Annotated in this window: 25 protein-coding genes and 1 tRNA gene; 6 read left to right on the forward strand and 20 right to left on the reverse strand. The window is 56.4% G+C overall.

Annotated elements, in window-relative coordinates; genetic code table 11:
- Positions 1–29 precede the first annotated feature (29 nt).
- The 7 genes from hscB to trmJ all read right to left on the reverse strand — a co-directional run bounded on the left by hscB (position 30) and on the right by trmJ (position 4,887).
- Complete coding sequence (gene hscB, locus ACWKWM_RS12595) at positions 30–551, reverse strand: co-chaperone HscB (RefSeq protein ID WP_483846455.1); 522 nt, start codon at positions 549–551, stop codon at positions 30–32.
- A gap of 8 nt (positions 552–559) precedes the next feature.
- Positions 560–883, reverse strand: a complete 324-nt coding sequence (gene iscA / locus ACWKWM_RS12600) for an iron-sulfur cluster assembly protein IscA (RefSeq protein ID WP_483846456.1) — start codon at positions 881–883, stop codon at positions 560–562.
- A 53-nt stretch (positions 884–936) separates the two neighbouring features.
- On the reverse strand, positions 937–1,323 hold the full coding sequence (iscU, locus tag ACWKWM_RS12605; protein WP_062383507.1) for a Fe-S cluster assembly scaffold IscU: 387 nt from the start codon (positions 1,321–1,323) through the stop codon (positions 937–939).
- An 86-nt stretch (positions 1,324–1,409) separates the two neighbouring features.
- The gene (locus tag ACWKWM_RS12610; RefSeq protein ID WP_483846457.1) at positions 1,410–2,624 is read right to left on the reverse strand and encodes an IscS subfamily cysteine desulfurase; all 1,215 of its coding nucleotides are present in this window, start codon (positions 2,622–2,624) and stop codon (positions 1,410–1,412) included.
- A gap of 44 nt (positions 2,625–2,668) precedes the next feature.
- Positions 2,669–3,160, reverse strand: coding sequence for a Fe-S cluster assembly transcriptional regulator IscR (gene iscR / locus ACWKWM_RS12615; RefSeq protein ID WP_483838869.1), 492 nt, complete (start codon positions 3,158–3,160; stop codon positions 2,669–2,671).
- Between the two features lie 177 nt (positions 3,161–3,337).
- A complete protein-coding gene (gene cysE / locus ACWKWM_RS12620; protein WP_483846458.1) occupies positions 3,338–4,114 on the reverse strand; it encodes a serine O-acetyltransferase in 777 nt (258 codons plus the stop codon).
- Positions 4,114–4,887 (reverse strand): tRNA (cytosine(32)/uridine(32)-2'-O)-methyltransferase TrmJ, encoded by a 774-nt coding sequence (gene trmJ / locus ACWKWM_RS12625; protein ID WP_483846459.1) that lies wholly within the window; start codon positions 4,885–4,887, stop codon positions 4,114–4,116. Before trmJ ends, cysE begins: the two co-directional genes overlap by 1 nt.
- Positions 4,888–5,125: 238 nt before the next feature.
- On the opposite strand from trmJ, the gene suhB reads away from it, so the two are divergent.
- Entirely contained in the window at positions 5,126–5,941 is an 816-nt protein-coding gene (suhB, locus tag ACWKWM_RS12630; protein WP_483846460.1) for a type III secretion system regulator SuhB, read from the forward strand.
- A 121-nt stretch (positions 5,942–6,062) separates the two neighbouring features.
- Here suhB and ACWKWM_RS12635 read toward each other — a convergent pair whose 3' ends face one another.
- The 6 genes from ACWKWM_RS12635 to queA all read right to left on the reverse strand — a co-directional run bounded on the left by ACWKWM_RS12635 (position 6,063) and on the right by queA (position 12,157).
- Positions 6,063–6,605, reverse strand: coding sequence for a glycine zipper 2TM domain-containing protein (locus tag ACWKWM_RS12635; protein ID WP_483846461.1), 543 nt, complete (start codon positions 6,603–6,605; stop codon positions 6,063–6,065).
- 117 nt (positions 6,606–6,722) lie between these two features.
- Positions 6,723–7,634 (reverse strand): protein translocase subunit SecF, encoded by a 912-nt coding sequence (secF, locus tag ACWKWM_RS12640; RefSeq protein WP_483846462.1) that lies wholly within the window; start codon positions 7,632–7,634, stop codon positions 6,723–6,725.
- 9 nt (positions 7,635–7,643) lie between these two features.
- Positions 7,644–9,512 carry a protein translocase subunit SecD gene (gene secD, locus ACWKWM_RS12645; RefSeq protein ID WP_483846463.1) on the reverse strand — a complete coding sequence of 623 codons (1,869 nt, stop codon included), beginning with the start codon at positions 9,510–9,512 and terminating at the stop codon, positions 7,644–7,646.
- A gap of 62 nt (positions 9,513–9,574) precedes the next feature.
- Complete coding sequence (yajC, locus tag ACWKWM_RS12650) at positions 9,575–9,910, reverse strand: preprotein translocase subunit YajC (RefSeq protein WP_020292183.1); 336 nt, start codon at positions 9,908–9,910, stop codon at positions 9,575–9,577.
- A gap of 52 nt (positions 9,911–9,962) precedes the next feature.
- Positions 9,963–11,078 carry a tRNA guanosine(34) transglycosylase Tgt gene (tgt, locus tag ACWKWM_RS12655; protein ID WP_483846500.1) on the reverse strand — a complete coding sequence of 372 codons (1,116 nt, stop codon included), beginning with the start codon at positions 11,076–11,078 and terminating at the stop codon, positions 9,963–9,965.
- Positions 11,079–11,092: 14 nt separating this feature from the next.
- Positions 11,093–12,157 carry a tRNA preQ1(34) S-adenosylmethionine ribosyltransferase-isomerase QueA gene (gene queA, locus ACWKWM_RS12660; RefSeq protein ID WP_483846464.1) on the reverse strand — a complete coding sequence of 355 codons (1,065 nt, stop codon included), beginning with the start codon at positions 12,155–12,157 and terminating at the stop codon, positions 11,093–11,095.
- 108 nt (positions 12,158–12,265) lie between these two features.
- On the opposite strand from queA, the gene ACWKWM_RS12665 reads away from it, so the two are divergent.
- From ACWKWM_RS12665 to ACWKWM_RS12685, 5 genes are all read left to right on the forward strand, one after another.
- Positions 12,266–12,350: transfer RNA gene (locus ACWKWM_RS12665), tRNA-Leu, on the forward strand.
- A 234-nt stretch (positions 12,351–12,584) separates the two neighbouring features.
- Positions 12,585–13,247: a hypothetical protein gene (locus ACWKWM_RS12670; RefSeq protein WP_483846465.1), complete on the forward strand. Its 663-nt coding sequence runs from the start codon at positions 12,585–12,587 to the stop codon at positions 13,245–13,247.
- 163 nt (positions 13,248–13,410) lie between these two features.
- Positions 13,411–14,001 (forward strand): DedA family protein, encoded by a 591-nt coding sequence (locus ACWKWM_RS12675; protein ID WP_483846466.1) that lies wholly within the window; start codon positions 13,411–13,413, stop codon positions 13,999–14,001.
- 63 nt (positions 14,002–14,064) lie between these two features.
- Positions 14,065–14,844, forward strand: coding sequence for a transporter substrate-binding domain-containing protein (locus tag ACWKWM_RS12680; protein WP_483846467.1), 780 nt, complete (start codon positions 14,065–14,067; stop codon positions 14,842–14,844).
- 114 nt (positions 14,845–14,958) lie between these two features.
- A complete protein-coding gene (locus ACWKWM_RS12685; RefSeq protein WP_483846468.1) occupies positions 14,959–15,948 on the forward strand; it encodes an ATPase in 990 nt (329 codons plus the stop codon).
- Here ACWKWM_RS12685 and ACWKWM_RS12690 read toward each other — a convergent pair.
- From ACWKWM_RS12690 to cyoA, 7 genes are all read right to left on the reverse strand, one after another.
- Positions 15,938–16,600, reverse strand: a complete 663-nt coding sequence (locus ACWKWM_RS12690; protein WP_483846469.1) for a CatB-related O-acetyltransferase — start codon at positions 16,598–16,600, stop codon at positions 15,938–15,940. The two genes, ACWKWM_RS12685 and ACWKWM_RS12690, sit on opposite strands and share 11 nt — an antisense overlap.
- 41 nt (positions 16,601–16,641) lie before the next feature.
- Positions 16,642–17,544: a glycosyltransferase family 2 protein gene (locus tag ACWKWM_RS12695; protein WP_483846501.1), complete on the reverse strand. Its 903-nt coding sequence runs from the start codon at positions 17,542–17,544 to the stop codon at positions 16,642–16,644.
- 223 nt (positions 17,545–17,767) lie between these two features.
- Positions 17,768–18,658: a heme o synthase gene (gene cyoE / locus ACWKWM_RS12700; RefSeq protein WP_483838882.1), complete on the reverse strand. Its 891-nt coding sequence runs from the start codon at positions 18,656–18,658 to the stop codon at positions 17,768–17,770.
- Positions 18,659–18,669: 11 nt separating this feature from the next.
- Positions 18,670–19,008, reverse strand: a complete 339-nt coding sequence (gene cyoD, locus ACWKWM_RS12705) for a cytochrome o ubiquinol oxidase subunit IV (protein ID WP_483838883.1) — start codon at positions 19,006–19,008, stop codon at positions 18,670–18,672.
- Complete coding sequence (locus ACWKWM_RS12710) at positions 19,009–19,635, reverse strand: cytochrome o ubiquinol oxidase subunit III (protein WP_483838884.1); 627 nt, start codon at positions 19,633–19,635, stop codon at positions 19,009–19,011. It lies immediately after the preceding gene.
- A 3-nt stretch (positions 19,636–19,638) separates the two neighbouring features.
- Positions 19,639–21,657, reverse strand: a complete 2,019-nt coding sequence (gene cyoB, locus ACWKWM_RS12715; protein ID WP_483846470.1) for a cytochrome o ubiquinol oxidase subunit I — start codon at positions 21,655–21,657, stop codon at positions 19,639–19,641.
- Positions 21,658–21,660: 3 nt separating this feature from the next.
- Positions 21,661–22,596 carry a ubiquinol oxidase subunit II gene (cyoA, locus tag ACWKWM_RS12720; RefSeq protein ID WP_483846471.1) on the reverse strand — a complete coding sequence of 312 codons (936 nt, stop codon included), beginning with the start codon at positions 22,594–22,596 and terminating at the stop codon, positions 21,661–21,663.
- Positions 22,597–22,731 lie beyond the last annotated feature (135 nt).

Consider the following 22,731-nt stretch of genomic DNA (forward strand, 5'->3'; position numbering starts at 1 on the left):
ACAGGCGCGCTGCCATAAGCAGCGCGGGGTTAATCGTCGAGGCGCTCTTCCAGCTGGCGCACTTCGTAGGAGAGCTTGTCGAGGAACTGCATACGGCGCATCAGCCTTTCAGCCTGCTCACGTTGTGCAGCATCGTCCCAACAGGCCGCGAAGCTTTCGTTCAGTTCTTGCTGTGCGGTCTTTAATCGACGCTTGAACGCTGCAACACCGTCCAGATCAGCCTCGTCCTGCAGATCCTCGAGTTCTTCGCGCCATTGCATCTGCTGAAGAAGGAAATCGGGATCGTGAACAGTGACTTCCAACGGCACCTCGCCACCGTTCAGCGCCAACAAATACCGCGCCCGCTTGGGTGCATTTTTGAGGGTCTGATAGGCGTCGTTAAGGCTCGCTGAACGCTCCAGCGCAATACGCTGCTCACGCTCGGAAGCATCAGCAAAGCGGTCTGGATGAACGCCACGGGCCAACTCACGGTAACGGGTCGCCAGCAGATCAAGGTCGACAAGAAACGCAGGCTGCAAGTCGAATAAAGCGAAGTGACAAGGAGTACCCACAATAAGCCTCAGATGTTGAAGCTTTCGCCACAGCCACATTCGCCGCGGGAGTTGGGGTTGTTGAACTTGAAACCTTCGTTCAACCCTTCCTTGACGAAATCAAGCTCTGTACCGTCGAGGTACACCAGGCTCTTGGGATCGATGATCACCTTGACGCCGTGCAGCTCGAAGACGGTGTCTTCACTTTCCGGCGCATCGACGAACTCAAGCACATAGGCCAGCCCGGAGCAGCCGGTGGTGCGAACACCCAGGCGAACGCCGTCACCTTTGCCACGACCCGAGAGGGACCGCTGCACATGCTTAGCGGCAGCTTCTGTCATGCTGATAGCCATCTGAACTCCTTACTTCACAGCTGTTACTGAACGCAGGCTTCGCAATGGGCTGCTTAAAGCAGGCCCTTCTTCTGCTTGTAATCGCGAACGGCGGCCTTGATGGCGTCTTCTGCGAGTACCGAGCAGTGAATTTTTACCGGCGGCAGGGCCAGTTCTTCGGCGAGCTGAGTGTTTTTGATGGTCTCTGCTTCATCCAGAGTCTTGCCTTTCATCCACTCGGTTGCCAGTGAGCTGGAAGCGATTGCAGAACCGCAGCCGTAGGTCTTGAACTTGGCATCTTCGATGATGCCCTGCTCGTTGACTTTGATCTGCAAACGCATGACGTCGCCGCAAGCTGGCGCGCCGACCATGCCGGTGCCAACATCAGGATCTTCCGCGTTCATCTTGCCGACGTTGCGCGGGTTCTCGTAGTGGTCGATGACCTTTTCGCTGTAAGCCATGATACTTATCCTCTCAACAGGTGAGCCGCTCTTCGGGCCGCGTCAACCATTGGTTGTGCGCGGCCCGCATGGAAGGCGACTTTAAATTAGTGCGCCGCCCACTCGATCTTCGAGATATCGACGCCGTCTTTGTACATGTCCCACAGCGGCGACAGAGAGCGCAGCTTGGTCACGGCCTCACAGACCTTCTGTGCGGCGTAGTCGATCTCTTCTTCGGTAGTGAAGCGGCCGAAGGTGAAGCGAATCGAACTGTGTGCCAGCTCGTCGTTACGACCCAGCGCACGCAGCACGTATGAAGGTTCAAGGGACGCAGATGTGCAGGCCGAACCGGACGACACCGCCAGATCCTTGAGCGCCATGATCAGCGACTCGCCTTCGACGTAGTTGAAGCTCAAATTCAGGTTGTGCGGTACGCGGGCGGTCATGCTGCCGTTGATGTAGAGCTCTTCCAAATGCTCGACCTGCTTATAGAAGCGATCACTCAAAGCCTTGAGACGGACGTTTTCTGCGACCATGTCTTCTTTGGCGACACGGAATGCTTCGCCCATACCAACGATCTGGTGGGTCGCCAGCGTGCCGGAACGCATGCCGCGCTCGTGACCGCCGCCATGCATGGCCGCTTCGATGCGAACACGCGGCTTGCGGCTCACATACAGCGCGCCGATGCCTTTAGGGCCGTAGGTTTTGTGGGCGGAGAAAGACATCAAATCGACTTTGAGCGCTGCCAGATCGATTTCGACCTTGCCAGTGGACTGGGCCGCATCGACGTGGAACAACACGCCACGCGAGCGGGTAAGCTCACCGATGGCAGCGATGTCGTTGACGGTGCCGATTTCGTTGTTCACGTGCATGATCGAAACCAGAATGGTGTCGTCGCGCAGAACCGCCTGGATCATCGATGGGGTGATCAGGCCGTCTTCCTGTGGATCGAGATAAGTGACCTCGAAACCTTCACGTTCCAACTGGCGCATGGTGTCAAGGACAGCCTTGTGCTCAATCTTGGAAGTTATCAGGTGCTTGCCCTTGGTGGAATAGAAATGGGCAGCGCCTTTGATCGCCAGGTTGTCGGATTCGGTAGCACCGGATGTCCAGACAATCTCACGAGGGTCGGCGTTGACCAGGTCAGCGACCTGACGCCGAGCGTTTTCAACCGACTCTTCAGCCTTCCAGCCAAACACGTGGGAACGCGATGCAGGGTTGCCGAAGTTTCCGTCAACCAACAGGCAATCGCTCATTTTCTGAGCAACACGCGGATCGACCGGGGTCGTCGCGGAGTAATCGAGGTAAATCGGCAATCTCATTGAATATCTCCTATCGGGCAGGCGCGCCGCGCGTTCATCTGCGTTCACTCAACGGCGGATGTTTCAATCTTGTCCAGCTGAGACGTCTTGCTGTTGCAACGACGCTGATCCTGACGCTGAGCGACTTCTTGTACCTCACGGCGAGTGACAAGGTCGGCCAGACTGATACCGCTTAGAAATTCGTGAATCTGTTGGCTGAGGTCGCACCACAGGTGGTGGGTCAGACAGGTATCGCCAGCATGGCAATCACCCAAGCCCTGACAACGCGTGGCATCGACGGACTCGTTGACCGCATCGATCACCTGAGCTACCTGGATGCCCTGCATGTTGCGGGAAAGCTGATATCCACCACCCGGCCCGCGCACGCTGGAAACCAGATTGCTGCGGCGCAGCTTGGCGAACAGCTGCTCAAGGTAGGAAAGGGAAATGCCCTGCCGCTCGGAAATATCGGCAAGAGACACTGGCCCATGCTGCGCATGCAACGCCAGATCAAGCATGGCAGTTACAGCGTATCGGCCTTTTGTAGTCAGTCGCATGGCATATACCGCGGAGGTTCGGAATGGGGCGAGTATGCTATTCCCGAGTATTTAAGTCAACTATAAGACCTAGCGCAGTAGTCGGGATTACCCGCAAAACAGCGGCCGCATCATAGCAAATCCCGGGCTGAAATGGCACGCACCGCCATGATTGGGTGCGCCCCCTCCTTTTCATACTCAGCCGATTTTGGATTCGTTGCGATCCTTGACGCAGTCAAATACATCCTTCTGCAACACCGGAAGTTCTTTTTCCCGATATTCGCAACCTATCTTCTTCAGGGCGTCGCCCATGTCCTCCAGCCGAACGTCCACAGCCTGCAGGTGATCAAGCAGTTGCCCGATGGCCCTGGCCACCGGATCAGGCATGTCTTCACTGACGCCGTAGGCATCGAAACCGAGCTTTTCAGCCATGGCCTTTCGCTTGGCTTCAACTTCGTCATCGGACTTGATGATGATGCGGCCGGGAATACCCACTACCGTCGCGCCCGCCGGGACCGCTTTGGTCACCACCGCATTGGAACCCACCTTCGCGCCGGCGCCGACAGTGAATGGCCCCAAGACCTTGGCGCCCGCACCCACTACCACGCCAGACTCAAGGGTTGGGTGACGCTTGCCCTTGTTCCAGCTGGTGCCGCCCAACGTAACGCCCTGATACAGGGTCACGTCGTCACCGATTTCAGCGGTCTCGCCAATAACGATCCCCATTCCGTGATCGATGAAAAACCGGCGACCAACTTTGGCGCCCGGGTGGATTTCGATGCCGGTGAACCAGCGACCGAAGTTCGACACCATGCGGGCTGGCCACTTAAAGCCATTAAGCCATAGCAATCGGGACAGTCGATGGAGCCAGATCGCGTGCATGCCGGGATAGCAGGTCAGCACCTCAAACGCGTTACGGGCCGCCGGATCACGGTGAAACACGCTTTGAATATCCTCTCGCAAACGCTCGAACATCACTGATCCTTACGCTTATAGGGCTCACCGTTAGCCGATTTCTGTGTTTCGGTGAGGATGCCTCGCAAAATACTCATTTCAGATCGATTGACGGCCGAACGCCCATATAGGCGACGAAGTCTTGCCATCAGATGGCGAGGCTTCTCCGGATCGAGGAAGCCGATAGTGACGAGAGTCGATTCCAGATGCTCATAGAATTTCTCCATCTCATCCATCGTCGCCAACTCGGTACTGCGCACCGAATTCACTTCGAATTTTTCTGTTTTGCTCGCCTGACCGTCCGCTGCCAGCCAGGACATCCGCACCTCGTAGCTCAGCACCTGAACGGCTGCAGCCAGGTTCAACGAACTGAACTCAGGATCTGAAGGAATATGAACGTGATAATGACAGCGCTGCAGCTCTTCATTAGTCAGGCCGGCATATTCACGACCGAACACCAACGCAATTTCTTCACCCAGCGCAGAGTGCTCTACCGATTTAATCCCGGCTTCACGCGGATCCAGCAGCGGCCAGGGGATCCGGCGATCCCGCGCACTGGTTCCCAGAACCAGATTGCAGCCAACCAAAGCGTCTTCGAGCGTCGCGACTACCTGAGCATTCTCAAGGATATCGCTGGCACCTGACGCACGGGCATCAGCCTCGTGGTGAGGAAAAACTGCCGGATCAACCAACACCAGACGCGAAAGCCCCATGTTTTTCATGGCACGAGCAGCGCCACCGATATTTCCCGGATGGCTGGTGCCGACTAGAACAACACGAATATTTTGCAGCAAAGGTGAGGTCTCACTAGCAGGTGAAATTAGGGGTGAGAATGTTACAGAAACGCCCAGACTTTCGCCACGAACCCGTGCGTTACTTACAGCGCATTAGGGCAGCGACACACATGTATGGACCGCATTTTACCGCAGGGCCGGCAGCCGCCGCAGTGGCCGAAGACGAACTCGCGCTGGAAATCGCTTGGGATAACCCATAGAATGTTCGGCTCTCTTTAACGACCTAGGTGATACATCCATGCAGCCCATGCTGAATATCGCGCTGCGCGCCGCCCGCAGCGCCAGCGAATTGATTTTCCGCTCCATCGAGCGCCTGGATACCATCAAGGTCGACGAAAAAGACGCGAAAGACTACGTAACCGAGATCGATCGCGCCGCTGAGCAAAGCATCATCACCGCTCTGCGTAAGGCTTACCCCACTCACGGCATCCTCGGCGAAGAAAGCGGCCTGCATGAAGGCAGCGGCGAAGGCACCGATTATCTGTGGATCATCGATCCACTGGACGGTACCACCAACTTCGTACGCGGCGTACCGCATTTCGCTGTCAGCATCGCCTGCAAATACCGTGGTCGCCTTGAGCACGCAGTGGTTCTGGACCCGGTTCGCCAGGAAGAATTCACCGCTAGCCGTGGCCGTGGCGCAGCCCTCAACGGTCGTCGCCTGCGGGTCAGCAATCGCAAGAGCCTGGAAGGCGCCCTCCTCGGCACCGGTTTCCCGTTCCGCGAAAACCAGCTGGATAACCTCGAAAGCTACCTGGGCATGTTCCGCAGCCTGGTCGGTCAGACGGCCGGCATTCGCCGTGCTGGCGCAGCGAGCCTGGACCTGGCTTACGTCGCAGCCGGCCGTTTCGATGCCTTCTGGGAGTCGGGCTTGTCTGAGTGGGACATGGCCGCTGGCGCATTGCTGATTCAAGAAGCAGGCGGCTTGGTTAGCGACTTCAATGGCGGTCACGATTTCCTCGAGAAAGGCCACATCGTCGCCGGCAACACCAAGTGCTTCAAAGCTGTTCTGACCTCGATTGCTCCGCACGTTCCGGCATCGCTAAAACGCTGAGTTTTCCAAGCCCCTAAAGAACCGGCTACTGGCCGGTTTTTTATTGCCCGCTGAAATGTTCACCCCGAAAAACGACAAAAGCACCCGAGGGTGCTTTTGCTACTTCAGACGATCACGGGGATTACTGACCTGCCTGACTCAACTCCAATTGCCCGTCTTTGTTCACAGGAATCTTGTCGCCCGGATCACGGTCCATGCGGACCTGACCGACCTTGTCATTGAGCTTGTACTTCACGTTATAGCCAACAACTTTGTCACTGATGTCGTTGACCGTATTGCAGCGGGTTTCCGTGGTTGTGTAGGTATCGCGGTTCTGCATGCCTTCCTGAACCTTGTTACCGGCATAACCACCACCGACCGCGCCTGCGACTGTCGCGATCTTCTTGCCGTTACCGCCACCGACCTGATTACCCAGCAATCCGCCAGCAACCGCACCCAGCACGCTACCCACAATCTGATGTTGATCCTTGACGGCCGCTCTATGGGTTACCGCCACATCCTTGCAGACCTCACGCGGGTTTTTGATTTTTTCATTGACGGGCTCAACAGCGAGCACGTCCGCGTATTCAGGACCGCTTTTAACGAGGCTATAGGTTGCCACAGCACCCCCGGCGGTTACGCCGACAGCACCCAATACAGCACCAACTAGCAACGATTTGTTCACTTGAACCTCCTGAGGATCTTCAGCGCGATTGCTCGCACCACTCCTAGCCTTGGAGCATAAAAAAAGGCGCGAGTTCAACACTCGCGCCTTTTGGATGACACCCGGTAGAGAAACGCCCTACGGGCGATCATCCACTTTCTCGGCGGTTACAGGCGGCAGCAAATCCTCACTGCGCAAGTTCAGCCAGATCAATACCACGTTGGCGATGTAGATGGACGAGTACGTACCCGCCAGAACACCGATGAACAGCGCCACGGAGAAGCCGTGCAAGCTGTCGCCACCGAACACCCATAGCGCCACGATCGCCAGCAAGGTGGAAATCGACGTTGCCATGGTTCGCAACAACGTCTGCGTGGTTGAGATATTGATGTTCTCGATCAGCGACGCCTTGCGTAGCAAGCGGAAGTTCTCACGAACCCGGTCGAACACCACAATGGTGTCGTTGAGCGAGTAACCAATGATCGCCAGCACCGCCGCCAACACAGTCAGGTCGAAGGTCACCTGGAAGAACGACAGGATACCCATCGTCACGACCACGTCGTGAATCAGCGAAATGATTGCGCCGACCGCAAACTTCCACTGGAAGCGGAAGGCCAGGTAGATCAGTACGCCCCCCAGCGCGAGCAACATGCCGATGCCACCCTGGTCGCGAAGCTCTTCACCCACTTGAGGGCCGACGAACTCCACGCGTTTGACGGTTGCCGGGTTATCGGCGCCGTTCTTGCGCAGCGCCTCGGCCACCTGAGTCCCTAGTTGCGGATCTTCCCCTGGCATACGCACCAGCAGATCGGTTGTCGCACCGAAGCTCTGCACGACCGCTTCGTGGTAACCGGCAGACGCCAGTTCCTCACGAACCTTGCCCAGGTCGGCAGGACGCTCGTACGTCAGCTCGATGAGCGTGCCGCCGGTAAAATCAAGACCGAAGTTGAGGCCTTTATGAAACCAGCTGAACAACGCCAGTACGGTAAGCAGCATGGTGATGCCGAACGCAATGTTGCGGACACCCATGAAGTTGATGGTACGTTTCATGTCAGCCCCTTAAATCCACAACTTCTTGAAGTCACGACCACCATAGATCAGGTTGACCATTGCGCGGGTCACCATGATGGCTGTGAACATCGAGGTAAAGATCCCGAGCGACATGGTCACGGCGAAACCTTTAACCGGGCCGGTGCCCATCGCAAAGAGAATGCCGCCGACCAGCAACGTCGTCAGGTTGGCGTCGAGGATCGCCGTGTAAGCGCGGTCGAAACCTTCGTTGATTGCTCGCTGTACGGTCATGCCGTTGGCCAACTCCTCACGTATCCGAGAGAAGATCAGGACGTTGGCGTCTACCGCCATGCCCATCGTCAAGACGATACCGGCGATACCCGGCAGGGTCAGCGTCGCACCCAGCAGAGACATCAAGGCCAGCAGCATGACCATGTTCAGCGCCAGTGCCACGGTCGCGATCACACCGAAGAAACGGTAGATAGCGATGATGAACAGCGACACGAACAGCATGCCCCACAGCGATGCATCGATACCTTTGGTGATGTTGTCAGCACCCAGGCTCGGACCGATGGTGCGCTCTTCAGCGAAGTACATCGGCGCCGCCAGACCACCGGCACGCAATAGCAGAGCCAGCTCGGAAGCCTCACCCTGACCGTTCAAGCCAGTAATGCGGAACTGAGCACCCAGCGGCGACTGAATGGTCGCCAGACTGATGATCTTTTTCTCTTCCTTGAACGTCTGGACCGGGACGTCTTTCTCGAAGCCGTTGACGGTCTGCTTGGTGTAAGTCGTGAGCGGTTTTTGCTCGATGAAGATCACCGCCATGCTGCGACCGACGTTGGCGCGAGTCGCGCGGCTCATCAGATCGCCACCATGACCATCAAGATTGATGTTCACCTGCGGACGACCGTGTTCGTCGAAGCTCGCCTTGGCGTCGGTAACCTGGTCACCAGTGATGATCAGGTTGCGCTCGACCGGAGCGGCAGGACGTCCACCTTCACGAAACTCGAACATCTCGGTCGTGGCTTTGCTGTCATCGGGACCCGCGCCCAGACGGAACTCAAGGTTGGCCGTCTTGCCCAGAATACGCTTGGCTTCAGCGGTGTCCTGCACACCTGGCAGTTCGACCACGATGCGATTGGCACCCTGACGCTGAACCAGTGGCTCGGCAACGCCAAGCTCATTGACGCGGTTACGCACCGTGGTCAAGTTCTGCTTGATCGAGTATTCGCGAATTTCAGCGATCTTGGCTGGCGTCATCGCCAGGCGCAGGGTCGGCATTTCGCCGCGGTCACTTGGAGTAATCTCGAAATCTGTGAAGCTTTTGCGAATCAATGCACGGGCTTGCTCACGGGAATCAGCATCGCTGAAACCAAGCTGAATGCCGCCATCGACCTGAGGCAGACTGCGATAACGCAACTTCTCTTTGCGCAGAAGGCTTTTCACTTCACCCTCGTAGACATTCAGACGGGCGCTGAGCGCTTTGTCCATGTCCACTTCGAGCAAAAAGTGTACGCCGCCGGAAAGGTCCAGACCCAGTTTCATTGGGGTGGCGCCGATATTGCGCAGCCATTTTGGCGTCGTCTGAGCGAGGTTGAGCGCGACGACATAATCGTCACCCAGCGCTTTGCGAGCGACATCCTTGGCTGGCAGTTGGTCTTCCTGCTTGGTCAGACGCAACAAACCGCCCTTGCCATTCTCGGCCAGAGTCGCGCCCTTGACCGCGATACCAGCATCGGTAAGCGCCTTGCTCACACGATCCAGATCAGCCTGATTGACCTGCAGCGCAGTGCTTGCGCCGGTGACCTGAATGGCCGCGTCATCAGGGTAGAGATTGGGTGCGGAATATATAAAGCCGACCACCAGCACTGCCAGGATCAGGATGTATTTCCACAGAGGGTATTTGTTCAGCATCACGCCGCCTGCTTATAACGCGGGGCGCCTTGCGCGCCCCGTCGATTGGTAAAAGACTGGAATCAGATGGCTTTCAGAGTGCCCTTAGGCAGGGTTGCAGCGATAGCGCCCTTCTGGATCTTCAATTCGACAGTGTCAGAAACTTCAATAACAACGAAGTCGTCAGTCACTTTGTTGATCTTGCCGGCGATGCCGCCGGAAGTTACAACTTCATCGCCCTTCTGCAAGTTGCCCAGCAGGTTTTTCTGCTCTTTGGCGCGCTTGGCTTGTGGACGCCAGATCATCAGATAAAAGATGACCAGAAAGCCGACCAGGAAGATCCATTCAAAGCCACCGCCCATAGGGCCTGCAGCAGGTGCAGCAGCGTCCGCGAAAGCGGAAGAGATGAAAAAGCTCATTTAGCACTCCAGTTGCATAATTTTAATAAGAAGCAGAAAGACCGGCTGTCATTCAGTCCAGCGGCGGCGTTGCAAGCCCGCGTTTGGCATAGAAGGCATCGACAAAGGCGGCCAATGTACCCTGTTGAATAGCCTCACGCAAACCAGCCATAAGCAGCTGGTAATGACGCAAATTGTGGATCGTATTAAGCATGCTTCCCAGCATTTCGCCGCACTTGTCCAGATGATGCAGATAAGCGCGCGAGAAGTTCTGGCAGGTGTAGCAATCGCAAGTAGGATCCAGCGGCGAATCATCGTGACGGTGAAACGCATTACGGATTTTCAGAACACCGGTATCGATGAACAAATGACCGTTGCGAGCATTGCGGGTCGGCATCACGCAGTCGAACATGTCGACTCCGCGGCGCACACCTTCAACGAGGTCTTCGGGCTTGCCTACCCCCATTAGGTAACGAGGTTTGTCAGCCGGCATCCGGCCTGGGAGGTAGTCCAGCACTTTGATCATTTCATGCTTGGGCTCGCCCACGGAAAGGCCCCCAATGGCCAGACCGTCGAAGCCGATCTCGTCCAGGCCTTCGAGCGAGCGCATGCGCAAGTCTTCGTGCATGCCCCCCTGAACGATGCCAAACAGCGCCGCGGTGTTTTCGCCATGGGCGACTTTCGAACGCTTGGCCCAACGCAAGGACAACTCCATGGAGATACGCGCCACGTCCTCATCAGCCGGGTAAGGCGTGCACTCGTCGAAGATCATCACGATGTCCGAACCCAAGTCGCGCTGAACCTGCATCGACTCTTCTGGGCCCATGAAGACTTTTGCGCCATCGACCGGAGAGGCAAAGGTCACACCTTCCTCCTTGATCTTGCGCATCGCGCCAAGACTGAAGACCTGGAAGCCGCCGGAGTCGGTAAGAATCGGGCCTTTCCACTGCATGAAATCGTGCAGGTCGCCGTGGCGCTTGATCACCTCAGTACCCGGGCGCAGCCACAGGTGGAAGGTGTTGCCGAGAATCATCTGGGCGCCAGTCGCTTCGATATCCCGAGGCAGCATGCCCTTGACCGTGCCGTAGGTGCCCACCGGCATGAACGCCGGGGTTTCGACCACGCCACGAGGAAAGGTGATGCGACCACGGCGAGCCTTGCCATCGGTTGCCAGCAGCTCGAAAGACATACGACAGGTGCGACTCATGCTTGATCCTCAGGGGCCGAGCCTTGGGGGGTAGTCGGCGCAGGATTGCGGGTGATGAACATCGCATCACCGTAACTGAAAAAGCGGTATCCGTTTTCCACCGCCGCCGCGTAGGCCGCCATGGTTTCCGGGTAGCCGGCGAACGCCGAAACCAGCATCAGGAGCGTGGATTCAGGCAAATGGAAATTGGTGACCAGTGCATCGACCACATGAAAGGGTCGGCCTGGAAAGATGAAGATGTCGGTATCGCCGCTGAACGGCTTGAGCACACCGTCGCGCGCAGCGCTTTCAAGAGAACGCACGCTGGTGGTGCCCACGGCGACCACTCGACCGCCGCGCTCACGGCACGCGGCCACGGCATCGACCACTTGCTGGCTCACTTCAAGCCATTCGTTGTGCATGTGGTGGTCTTCAAGACGCTCGACGCGCACGGGCTGAAACGTACCGGCGCCGACGTGCAAGGTCACGAACGCGGTCTCCACGCCTTTTTGCGCGATGGCGTCCATCATCGCCTGATCGAAATGCAGCCCTGCGGTCGGCGCAGCCACCGCACCGGCACGCTGCGCGTAGACCGTCTGGTAACGCTCGCGATCTGCGTCGTCGTCAGGGCGATCAATATAGGGAGGAAGCGGCATGTGCCCCACCCGCTCCAGCAGCGGCAGGACCTCTTCTGCGAAATGCAGTTCGAACAGCGCATCGTGACGCGCAACCATTTGGGCCTCACCACCGCCATCTATAAGAATCGATGAGCCCGGCTTGGGCGATTTGCTGGAGCGCACATGCGCCAGTACGCGATGGTTGTCGAGCACGCGCTCGACGAGAATTTCCAGCTTGCCGCCCGACGCCTTCTGGCCGAACAGCCGCGCTGGAATAACGCGAGTATTGTTGAACACCATCAAATCGCCAGGGCGCAAATGCTCCAGCAAATCGGCGAATTGACGGTGGGCGAGCGCGCCGCTTTCCCCATCAAGGGTCAGCAAGCGGCTGCTGCGTCGCTCGGCCAAAGGATGGCGAGCGATCAAGGAATCAGGGAGCTCGAAGGTAAAGTCAGCAACGCGCATGATGGGGTTCGTCTAGCAGGGCCGGAAAGTTTAGCGGAAATAGTTAAAATTGACCATGAAACATGATTGACCAACGGTCGGACCCTCTCTATACTTCGCCGCCATTGAGCCCTGATGGCGGAATTGGTAGACGCGGCGGATTCAAAATCCGTTTTCGAAAGGAGTGGGAGTTCGAGTCTCCCTCGGGGCACCAAACAGCAGCAAATTCAAGTCCTTACCAGACTTGAAAAACGAAGAAACCGGCCACGTTTGAGCCGGTTTTTTTGTGGGCGTCATTTAACCGGGCGCTCGCCTCAGCCCTCCCCCGCTCCGTCGTTTCGCCGCCCCGCGCGCCTGCAATTTCCCATGATCTCTACTAGCCTTAAACATGACTGATCCATAGCCGTTGGACCTTCCTCTGAACCTGGCTGATGGGATAAAAACAATAATGAAAGATCCCTATGCGTTTGGCTTTTACTGCGCGCTGTTTGCCTTGGCGGCGATAACGGGCGCGGTCTTCTACGAGTCCTACACCGGCGCGGGCATTTCGGGCTCTGCGCGTGCATATGACGTGATCAATTCAGTCTCTGCGCTGGTGCAGTCGCTGGCCGCTATCGGGCTGGTCGGGCTTGCGTTCAAAGCCTATCGCGCCTGGAAAAACGAGATGATCCACAACAAGGCGCTCGGGATTATCTGGGAGGCCAATGTGGCATTTCGCGAAATCGAGATGAGTTTCAACGAGTGGTTCTTCGGCCCCAACGCAGTGGACAAGGCCAACAGCGAAGGCGCCCGAATAACATCACTGCTAAGTGCCAGCCCGTTCGGCGTCAGTCTGCGCGCCTTCAAGAAGCAGTGCGTCTTGCTCGACAAGGTGGTGATCAAGGACAACTGGCAATGGGTCAATCACGCGACCGAACTGGACATGCTTGCGCGCGTCTTGAGCATGGATGCGTTTCGCCCAGCCAGCCGAACCAAGGAAACTGCCAATGTCATCGACTTTCTTTACTCGCGCGAAGGCGAAGCGCTGAAGCGCACCCAGGGCGAGTGGGAAATGTTGATGAAAGTGATTGAAAAGGATCTGGCGGCACTGGAGGCCGAATTCGCCGATTAGACAGCGTAGGGCTTGTATCCTTTATCGTGTGCGCATCCCACTAATGGGACAGAACTGTTCTGACACGCGCCGGGTCGAAAAGCTTGCGCAGCCCGAAAAACGGACGACCTATTCCGCCGGGACATCCCGCAGCTCCCCCATCATACAAGGCCGCTCATCCCGTATGTTTGAACACATCGACGTCAACTATCTGCTTGCAACGTATGGCTACTGGGCAGTGTTCGTTGGCTGCCTCCTGGAAGGCGAAACCATTCTGCTGCTGGGCGGCATGGCAGCACACCAACACATCTTGAGCCTCTGGCCGGTCATCGCCTACGCCAGTATTGCCGGCATGCTGGGTGACCAGATCCTGTTCTGGACAGGGCGATATTTCGGCGCGCGACTGTTGCCACGCCTGCATCGCCATGACGCAGCGATCAAACGCGTGTCAGGTTTGATCGAGCGCTACCCGACAGCATCAATTTTCTCTGTGCGCTTCCTCTATGGCATGCGTTTAGTGGGCCCGATGGTGATCGGCGCCAGTCGCCTGTCACCGATTCGTTTCTCGCTAGTCAATCTGGTCGGTGCGGTGGTGTGGGCAACAATCTTCGCCTGCGCCGGGTACTGGGCGGGTGAATTCCTTGAGCAAATGCTCGGCAATCTCAAGCCCTACCGCCTGCCGATAGCGATCGCGGTTGTGGTGCTGGCTTGTGCTGTAGCGCTGTTCCGGCATTACCGTGCCAAGTCCAAAGCGCTTAAATCACCTCAAGACTGACTTCCCTTCTGCCGGCTTTCCTCTTAAAACACAGCCAAGGTCAAATCGAACAGGGATCGACACATGAATAAACGCCTTACCGCCGGCTTGCTGCTGGGATTGTCGAGCATCGCTCAAGCCCAGGAATCTTCCTCGCACCTGGATAAAATCATCGAACAGGGCCAACTTGCAGTCTGCACCACGGGCGATTACAAGCCCTACACGTTTTTACGCCCAGACGGCCAATACGAAGGTATTGATATCGAACTGGCGCAGTCATTGGCGCAAAGCCTGGGTGTGAAGGTGCAATGGGTGCCAACCACCTGGAAAACCCTAATGCCGGACATGATTGGCGGCAAATGCGACATCGGCGTCGGCGGGATATCGGTAACGCTGGAGCGCCAGAAAAAGGCATTCTTCAGCAGCACACTGGACATCGACGGCAAAGTGCCCCTGGTGCGGTGCGAGGATCAAGCCCGTTACCAAACCATCGAGCAAATCAATCAGCCTTCAGTGCGCGTGATCGAACCTCAAGGCGGTACTAACGAGGCGTTTGTGCATGCCTATCTGCCCAACGCGAACCTCGCCTTTCACGACAACAAAACCATCTTTCAAACGCTTCTCGACAAGCAGGCCGACGTGATGATCACCGACGCATCCGAAGCGCTCTACCAGCAAAAGCGCATGCCCGGCCTGTGCACGGTCAATCCAGCGAAATACATGCAATACGGCGAAAAAGCTTACCTGTTGCCCCGCGATGACATGGCCTGGAAAAGCTACGTCGATCAGTGGCTCAAGTTGAGCAAGGCAACCGGGGCTTATCAGAAGGTGGTTGGTGAGTGGTTGGCGGTGCCGGGAGAGTGAGTCGCCCGGAGTATGAAGTTGTGATTGAGGCCAATGTTTTGCGCGTTTGAATCCCATTGCAGCCGCGCTTCGCCATTCATTTCTCAAACCTTCGACACGGACTCGACGCATCCCATGAAGACCAGCAAAAGCATCACCCGCGCGTTTTGTGTCGAGTTGCAGGCCGAGTTGTCGATCGTGGCGGCGCGGCGGGAGTATTTTTCGCAGGAGCCGCCACGCACGCGGTTCAGCTTTTTGTGTTCGACTGAGGCGTGCCGTGAACACGGGGTTAAGATCACGGGCGTGCGATATGACGTGAAGCCGCAGGAAAACCCGACCTTCGTCGCTGCGCATTTCCGCGCCAATCCCAATTACGAACATACCGCCGAGTGCGAGTGGGTGGATGAGGACGCTATTGAGGACGCCGAGGTCGCGGGCGAAACCGAGAATCAAAGCGCGCTGCGTAAAGCCAAGCGCAAGCTGGACGACTATATCGATGTCTTCGATCCATCGATCAAAGAGAAGGCTAAGCCGGGGCCCTCACCTGCGATTCCAGACAAGGTTCGGACAGTCGAACCACAAACCGTTCCACCAACGCCTGACGCGCTCAAACAGGCAAAACATAGTGAAACCCGCACTAATAATTTCGAACGACTGGTCGACAGTTTTCGCCAGGCACAAGCCCAACTGTCGAAAGAAGAATTCAGCCTTTTAACGCTGCGCATACCTGGCCAAGGCGAAACCACCCTGCGCGCGTATTTCCGTCATATCAAATTCGCGCAGCCGGGTGATGAGCGCCGCGTGCTGTACGGCGGCGGACTGGTGGAACGCTACGGGGCGGGTTTCAAATTCAAATTCTTCGATCGGCTGCAGGGCAAACTGGCGACGCTGTACGTGTCACCTGCGCAGATGCAGGCCTATCGCTCTGCACGCTATATCAGCGAATTACTCAGCCACGCCGATGAGGTGCGTTTCTTCACCGTATTCGCCCTGGGTACGCTGGTGGCAAGCCCATCCGGGAAAAGCTTTAGCGTCGTGATTGAAGACCTGCGCCACCTGGCTATTGTGCTCGGCCCTGCGAAGGAGGCCACGCTAGAGACGCAGAAGACAGCCCCTACTGAATGACAGACTGAGTGGCAGTCTGTTCGGCTGCGATCGGGACTGGTCGCGCATCGATATACGCCAGAAATGCATCCATATCAGACCCTGAAAGCATCCGAGCCACGGATTTGACCTCCTCCATGGGCCAGTCCCACCAAGCGGCGCTCAGCAGCCGCTGACGCAGTTCTTCGTCGAAACGCCAGCGGATGAATTTTCCAGGATTGCCCCCAACCACCGCGAACGGGGCAACGTCACGAGTCACGACGGCGCCTGCGGCGACGATCGCACCATGCCCAACGGTGACGCCTGAAAGAATCATCGCATCAGCACAAATCCAGCAATCGCTGCCAATCACTACATCGCCTTTGCTCGGCGCGTAATCCCTGATGTCCTCAAGGCCATCCATCATTGCGGGAAAGGGATAGGTGGTAAGCCAGTCGGTGCGGTGCTCACCTCCCAACAAGATGCGCACCCCGGCAGCGATAGAGGTGTAGGACCCCACACGCAGAATTGTTTTGTCGCCAAACTCGAAAACCTCCGGAATCCCATACGTACCGACGCCCACCTCATAGTCGGGGTAACGCAGCCGGATTTTTTCCGCAGCTCTTTCAAGCTTGTCCATTTGACGCAATCGCTTTCGGGTTTTACGCGCTTTGAGCAGTTCGAGGAAATTCATTGACGAGTCCGAAGGGAATTCAGGGCGCAGGTGACGAACTATCAACTGCGCTGACGGTGCAAAAGCAGGCGCTTGAACCGACGCAAGGTGGTTTTGTTGAACTGGCGAATCGGAATCGAGCGCAGGAGGCTCCAGGCGTGCTTCTTGTCAGTCACGACCGCATATTTCAACGCCTTGTTGATAATAGCCGTGAGCGCCCTGCTATACGCCGGATGCGCCTGATACGGAGCGATGGTGCGCAGGTCCGCATCGAGCAGGACTTTGTAACGGCGCGACAAGTTGTTGGGATGCCGCCGGTAGCGAGTAACGCTTACGGGCAGAACATGCACCCCAAAGCCCTGATACGCGATTCGAAGAGTTATCTGGAAATCCTGAACCCTGATCTCGGGATCATAGAAGTCGGCGGCCTTGAGCGCGGCCATGCGGTACAGCGAAACCGGAGCGCCCACCACCAGCGCGTCAGCCAGGATATCGTCAAAGCTCAGCGCTTTGATCCCGTCGAGCTTCTGGGTTTTTGTGTCATTGCCATCGCTGTCCATATAGACGATCAACGCCCCGACGCACCCAACCTCTGGGTGTTCGTCCAGATATTGCGCGCGAATACGCACAGAGGACGGGAGCATGATGTCATCAAGATCCGGGGTTGAGACGTATACGCCCTTGGCATATTTCAGCCCCAGGTTGAGCGTTGCGCTAACGCCCTGATTGGGATGGGTGTAAAGCTGAAAATCGTACTTGTCTTGAAGCGCTTGAAGCATGGCAACGCTTTTATCAGTCGATCCATCGTCAACGATGATCACTTCAAAGTTGCCGTAGTCCTGCGAGAAAATGCTGTCGAGCGCGGCTTCCAGGTACTTTTCCGCGTTATAGCAGGGCGCAATGATCGACACGAGAGGCATCGAATCTGTTGCTTGCGCAAATCCTGAAGTTTTTTGGTCAGTCATAATTCGTTTTTGTATAGCGAGGCGACTGGATGACGCACGTTGGCGACAATCCTGATACATAACGAATACATGATGCTGCAAACCAAGGGGCTTTGTCATGGGCAGATTCGCCGGCAAGTAGGAGCAAGCCTACATACATGGCCCCTCCGTCGCGTAAAACAGACAATAAAAAACCCCGTCGTTCTTTCGAATGACGGGGTTTTGGTGTTTCAGATCAGAGCAATCAAGGCGCTGCGTAAGTGACCAGCAGCTCCTTAGTTACCTGAAAATCCAGCGACATTGCCACACTCAGCGCCGTGATGGTGAAGATCGAGAACACGAACAGCTTACGTGCCCAGACAACATCATCTTTGGCCTTGTAGCCTGTCCAGGCCATGTACAACCAGTACATGCCCATGGCGGCAGCAACGGCCAGGTAGTTGAGGCCGGCGTAACCACCGAACGTCAACATCAGCGTCGCCAGCAGGAATGCGAGGATGTAGATCAGGATGTGCAGCTTGGCGACCCGGATGCCACGCTTGACCGGCAGAACCGGAATCGAAGCAGCCAGGTAATCATTGAAGCGGAAGATCGCGATCGCGTAGGAGTGAGGCATCTGCCACAGGCTGAACATAACCAGCAAGGTCAGGGCAGCCAGGTCGAAAGAATTGCTCACTGCCACGTAGCCGATCACTGGAGGCATTGCCCCCGACAAACTGCCGACCAACGTGCCGTGAACCGATTTGCGCTTGAGGTACAGGCTGTAGAAGCCGACGTAAATCACAAACCCGATCACTGCGAACAATGCTGCCAACGGGTTGGCCTTGGTGTACAGCAGGCCAACACCGACAACACCCAACACAGTCGCGAACAGCAGCGCCATGTTCAGGGAAACCAACCCCTGAACCAGCACGCGGTTCTTGGTGCGCTCCATCTTCACGTCGATATCGCGATCGATGCAATTGTTGAAAACGCACCCGGACGCGACCACCAATGAAGTGCCAATCATCGCTGCCAGAAACAGCCCGAAGTCGACATGCCCTTTGGAAGCCAGAAAAAAGCCACCTGCCACCGAAAGCACGTTACCGAAAATGATCCCCGGTTTGGTGATTTGGATAAAGTGCTTCAGTGACATCAGGGGTTCCCTCAGTGCGCCATCATGGCGGTGTGGATGCTGAACATGATCCAGACCGACAAGCCAACCAGCAGGAAGATGACCAGGCCCGCAAAGGCAAAGGCGACCACGTTGTTACGCTGCGCCGCCGAGCGGTCCAGGTGCAGGAAGTACACCAGGTGAACCAGGACCTGAACCACCGCGAAAACCAGCACGATCCAGAGGGTCGCGACTTTAGACAGAGTCGGAACCATTACCAGACCAAACGGAATCGCGGTCAGGATGATCGACAGTACAAAGCCGATCATGTAGCTCTTCATGCTGCCGTGGCCTGCATGGGCGTCGTCAGCGTGTTGATGTGAATTTGCCATTTAAATGGTCCCCATCAGGTAGACAACGGTGAACACACAGATCCAGACCACGTCCAGGAAGTGCCAGAACAGGCTGAGCATGCTCAGGCGCGTGGCGTTGCCAGGCGTCAGGCCATGCTTCTGGACTTGATACATCATGACTGCCATCCAGATCAGACCACTGGTGACGTGCACACCGTGGGTGCCGACCAGCGTAAAGAACGCCGACAGGAAGCCGCTGCGGTTAGGACCGTAGCCTTCGGAGATCAACATGTGGAACTCGTTGATTTCCATGCCGATGAAGCCCAGACCGAACAGGAAGGTTACGAACAACCAACCCAGAACGCCCGCCTTGTTACCCTTGTGCATCGCCAGCATGGCGAAGCCGTAGGTGATGGAGCTAAGCAACAGGCACGCCGTTTCAGCAAGCACGTACGGCAGTTCGAAAATATCGTGGCCCGATGGACCGCCTGCAACGTTGTTAACCAGCACTGCGTAAGCGGCGAAGATCGACGCAAACAGAATGCAGTCCGTCATCAGGTAGATCCAGAAGCCGAAGATTTTCATCTCGCCGGCGTCGTGATGATCGTGGGCATGGTCATGACTTTGGTCATGACCTTTAGCACCTTCAAATACTAAGTTGGACATTGTTTATGCCTGCTCCAGCTTGTTGACAGGAGTGTTTGCCTGGGCATTGCGGACCGAGGCGAGGATCTTGTGTTGTTCGCCTTCGATGCGTGCCACTTCCGAAGCAGGAACCATATAGCCCTGGTCGTCACGTGATGCATGGATGATGAAGTACACGATAGCGCCACCCAGACCTACGATTGCCAGCCACCAGATGTGCCAGATCATCGCGAAACCAAACACGGTCAACAGCATGCCAATGATCATGCCGCTCGCGGTGTTATTCGGCATGTGGATGTCCGAATAGTGAGCCGGAACCTTGTACGCTTCACCGTCACGCTTGGCCGCATAGAATGCGTCGATTTCTTCAGCCTTCGGCATTTCTGCGAAGTTGTAGAACGGCGGTGGCGACGAGGTGGACCATTCCAGTGTGTGGGCATTCCACGGGTCACCGGTCAGATCGCGGTTTTGCTCGCGGTCACGAATACTCACGTAGATCTGGATCAATTGGCAGGCGATGCCGATTGCGATCAGCACGGCGCCGTAGAAGGCGATGTGCAGATACGGAGTCCAGTCCGGGTTGTCGGTGGTGTTCAGACGACGGGTCATGCCCATGAAGCCCAGTGCGTACAGTGGCATGAAGGCCACGTAGAAACCGGAGATCCAGAACCAGAACGCTGCCTTGCCCCACTTCTCGTTCAGCGTGAAGCCGAACGCTTTAGGGAACCAGAACGCGAAGCCTGCGATGTAACCGAAGACCGCACCGCCAATGATCACGTTGTGGAAGTGAGCGATCACGAACAGGCTGTTGTGCAGCACGAAGTCAGCGCCCGGGATAGCCAACAGAACGCCGGTCATGCCGCCGATCGAGAAGGTCACCATGAAGCCCAGGGTCCAAAGCACTGGCGCGGTAAAGCGCAGACGGCCCTGGTAGATCGTGAATAGCCAGTTAAACAGTTTTACACCCGTCGGGATGGCAATCAGCATCGTCGCCAAGCCAAAGAAGGCGTTGACGCTCGCCCCCGAACCCATGGTGAAGAAGTGGTGCAGCCAGACCATGAAGCCCAGAACGGTGATCGCGCCACTGGCGTAGATCATCGAATGGTGGCCGAACAGGCGCTTGCCGGTGAACGTAGAGATAACCTCGGAGAAAACCCCGAAAGCCGGCAACACGAGGATGTAAACCTCAGGGTGACCCCAAGCCCAGAACAGGTTCACGTACATCATCGGGTTACCACCCAATTCGTTCGTGAAAATGTGGAAGTCCATGTAACGGTCAAGGGTCAGCAATGCCAGGGTTGCAGTCAGGATCGGGAACGAAGCCACGATCAGAACGTTTGCCCAGGTGCAGGTCCAGGTGAAGATCGGCATGTCCATCAGCTTCATGCCAGGTGCACGCATCTTCAGAACAGTCACGAGGAAGTTAACCCCGGTGAGCGTTGTTCCGAGTCCTGATAGCTGTAGAGCCCAGATGTAGTAATCAACACCCACGCCCGGGCTGTAGCCCAGCTCGGACAGAGGCGGATAGGCTACCCAACCGGTACGTGCGAATTCGCCGACACCCAGAGACACGTTGACAAGGATCACGCCGGAGATCAGCAGATACAGGCTCAAGGAGTTCAGGAACGGGAACGCAACGTCACGCGCACCGATCTGCAGAGGCAGAACAATGTTCATGAGGCCGGTGAAGAATGGCATTGCCATGAAGATGATCATGATCACACCGTGAGCGGTGAAGATCTGGTCATAGTGCTCAGGCGGCAGATAGCCCGGTGAGCCTTCGGTGGAAAGTGCCAGCTGCGAACGCATCATGATGGCGTCGGCAAAACCGCGCAGCAGCATGACCATTGCGATAATGATGTACATGACACCGATTTTCTTGTGGTCGACTGAGGTCAACCATTCGGTGTACAGGTAAGTCCACTTCTTGAAATACGTGATCAGACCGAATACCGCCAAACCACCGATAGCGATCATGGCGATCGTGATCATGACTATCGGTTCGTGGAACGGAATCGCATCTAGAGTTAATTTACCAAACATCGTTTACTCCTCTGCCCCAGCAGCTGATTGCTTGCCCATGTCCATCCCTTCCATACCGGCCACTTCTTTCTTCTCGTGGACAACCTTGCCCGGTTTCATACCTTCATACTTGTCGATGATGATCTGGAACAGGTTAGGAGTGACCGTGGAGTAGAGTTCAACGGGGTTCCGTTCGCTAGGTTTGGCCAATGCAGCGTATTCAGCCGTTGCCAGCTGTTTAGGTGAATTCTTGACATCGGCAACCCAGGCGTCGAAATCAGCCTGAGATGTTGCATTTGCCTTGAACTTCATACCGGTGAAGCCTGCGCCGCTATAGTTCGCGGAGATGCCATCGAACTCGCCGTTTTCGTTAGCGATCAAGTGCAGCTTCGTCTGCATGCCGGCCATCGCGTAGATCTGGCCACCCAGTGCAGGGATAAAGAACGAGTTCATGACCGAATCAGAGGTGATGCGGAAATTGACCGGCGTATTGGCCGGGAACACGATTTTGTTGACGGTAGCGATGCCCTGTTCTGGATAGATGAACAACCACTTCCAGTCCAGCGCGACGACTTCAATAGTGATCGGCTTCACGTCGGACTCGAGCGGACGGTAAGGGTCCAGCGCGTGAGTCGAGGTGTAGGTGATGTAACCCAGCACGATGATGATCGCCAGAGGCACCAGCCAGATCACAAGTTCGATCTTGGTTGAATGCGCCCAGTCAGGCGTGTAGGTCGCGGCCTTGTTCGTCGCGCGGTATTTCCAGGCGAAGATGATGGTCATGAAAATGACCGGAACGACCACCAGCAACATCAGCAACGTAGCAGTGACAATCAGGTCACGCTCTTGGATGCCGACATGGCCCTTGGGGTCCAGCAAGGTGTAATCGCACCCGCTGAGCAGGAGCATGCTGAAAAGCGCCAAGAAACCAAAAAACCTGGGGTACCTTTTTTTACTCATCTCACGACCTCTAAAAGCAGCTTTCGCATCGCAGTTGGGTTTCGACCGCCAACACTTCACCCTGCCAGGTGCTGGCAAATTTTTTGGATTGAACAGGGGCCTGTCATGAAGCTGGGAGCCTCGTAACAAATCCGG

The sequence above is a fragment of the Pseudomonas rosaeacicularis genome (assembly GCF_057128745.1).

Excerpts from the sequence above, each read along its gene's own strand:
- iscA (WP_483846456.1), bottom strand. The coding sequence starts at position 883 with ATGGCTATCAGCATGACAGAAGCTGCCGCTAAGCATGTGCAGCGGTCC.
- iscU (WP_062383507.1), bottom strand. The coding sequence starts at position 1,323 with ATGGCTTACAGCGAAAAGGTCATCGACCACTACGAGAACCCGCGCAAC.
- ACWKWM_RS12610 (WP_483846457.1), bottom strand. The coding sequence starts at position 2,624 with ATGAGATTGCCGATTTACCTCGATTACTCCGCGACGACCCCGGTCGAT.
- iscR (WP_483838869.1), bottom strand. The coding sequence starts at position 3,160 with ATGCGACTGACTACAAAAGGCCGATACGCTGTAACTGCCATGCTTGAT.
- cysE (WP_483846458.1), bottom strand. The coding sequence starts at position 4,114 with ATGTTCGAGCGTTTGCGAGAGGATATTCAAAGCGTGTTTCACCGTGAT.
- suhB (WP_483846460.1), top strand. The coding sequence starts at position 5,126 with ATGCAGCCCATGCTGAATATCGCGCTGCGCGCCGCCCGCAGCGCCAGC.
- secF (WP_483846462.1), bottom strand. The coding sequence starts at position 7,634 with ATGAAACGTACCATCAACTTCATGGGTGTCCGCAACATTGCGTTCGGC.
- secD (WP_483846463.1), bottom strand. The coding sequence starts at position 9,512 with ATGCTGAACAAATACCCTCTGTGGAAATACATCCTGATCCTGGCAGTG.
- yajC (WP_020292183.1), bottom strand. The coding sequence starts at position 9,910 with ATGAGCTTTTTCATCTCTTCCGCTTTCGCGGACGCTGCTGCACCTGCT.
- tgt (WP_483846500.1), bottom strand. The coding sequence starts at position 11,078 with ATGTCTTTCGAGCTGCTGGCAACCGATGGCAAGGCTCGCCGTGGTCGC.
- queA (WP_483846464.1), bottom strand. The coding sequence starts at position 12,157 with ATGCGCGTTGCTGACTTTACCTTCGAGCTCCCTGATTCCTTGATCGCT.
- ACWKWM_RS12670 (WP_483846465.1), top strand. The coding sequence starts at position 12,585 with ATGAAAGATCCCTATGCGTTTGGCTTTTACTGCGCGCTGTTTGCCTTG.
- ACWKWM_RS12675 (WP_483846466.1), top strand. The coding sequence starts at position 13,411 with ATGTTTGAACACATCGACGTCAACTATCTGCTTGCAACGTATGGCTAC.
- ACWKWM_RS12680 (WP_483846467.1), top strand. The coding sequence starts at position 14,065 with ATGAATAAACGCCTTACCGCCGGCTTGCTGCTGGGATTGTCGAGCATC.
- ACWKWM_RS12685 (WP_483846468.1), top strand. The coding sequence starts at position 14,959 with ATGAAGACCAGCAAAAGCATCACCCGCGCGTTTTGTGTCGAGTTGCAG.
- ACWKWM_RS12690 (WP_483846469.1), bottom strand. The coding sequence starts at position 16,600 with ATGAATTTCCTCGAACTGCTCAAAGCGCGTAAAACCCGAAAGCGATTG.
- ACWKWM_RS12695 (WP_483846501.1), bottom strand. The coding sequence starts at position 17,544 with ATGACTGACCAAAAAACTTCAGGATTTGCGCAAGCAACAGATTCGATG.
- cyoE (WP_483838882.1), bottom strand. The coding sequence starts at position 18,658 with ATGTCACTGAAGCACTTTATCCAAATCACCAAACCGGGGATCATTTTC.
- cyoD (WP_483838883.1), bottom strand. The coding sequence starts at position 19,008 with ATGGCAAATTCACATCAACACGCTGACGACGCCCATGCAGGCCACGGC.
- ACWKWM_RS12710 (WP_483838884.1), bottom strand. The coding sequence starts at position 19,635 with ATGTCCAACTTAGTATTTGAAGGTGCTAAAGGTCATGACCAAAGTCAT.
- cyoB (WP_483846470.1), bottom strand. The coding sequence starts at position 21,657 with ATGTTTGGTAAATTAACTCTAGATGCGATTCCGTTCCACGAACCGATA.
- cyoA (WP_483846471.1), bottom strand. The coding sequence starts at position 22,596 with ATGAGTAAAAAAAGGTACCCCAGGTTTTTTGGTTTCTTGGCGCTTTTC.